Source organism: Mesorhizobium sp. BHbdii (assembly GCF_053848045.1).
This window is the reverse complement of record NZ_JBSPKX010000140.1, coordinates 1-506: the sequence shown is the minus strand read 5'-3', so window position 1 is coordinate 506 and position 506 is coordinate 1. Positions and strand designations below refer to the sequence as shown.

1 pseudogene is annotated in these 506 nt (G+C 58.5%); it reads left to right on the top strand.

The features are described from left to right. Positions 1–168, top strand: a pseudogene (locus tag ACWTU8_RS32275) (ABC transporter ATP-binding protein); the annotation flags it as partial. Positions 169–506 lie beyond the last annotated feature (338 nt).

Genomic DNA, 506 nt, shown 5'->3' with positions numbered 1-506 from the left:
TATTTGCGCGACCAGGCTGGTATCGCGGTGCTGCTGGTCGAACAATATCTCGACTTCTGCCGCGAGCTCGCCGACGAGGTCAACATCATGGACCGGGGCCAGATCGTCCATACTGGCCCGGCGGAAGATCTAGACCGGGCTGACGTCCGCAAGTTCCTTACCGTCTAGAATCGGTGCTGGACTTCGGCTGACAATCCAAGTCCCTGCCCAAGTTCCTGGCAAGTCCAATATTTCTTCCATCCAGCGATCTGCATCTCTGGCGCGCCAGAGGCAGCATGCTAGTCTTTCGTTGGCTTCTGTGAGTCGGCCGCTTCCGTATCAGTCTGGTTATCGCAGATCGAGGGCGCGGCGAGGGCCGGGCAAGTTCCACGCAAGCAAGGCTTCCTAGCTTCCCTCCTGCGATCTCTGTCGTTCAAACGCGTTTGGGCACACAGGCTAAGGGACAGCCATGGAACGTTTCGTCGAGGACTACCAGAAGCGGCGGCTTACCGAACGGGTCGACATCA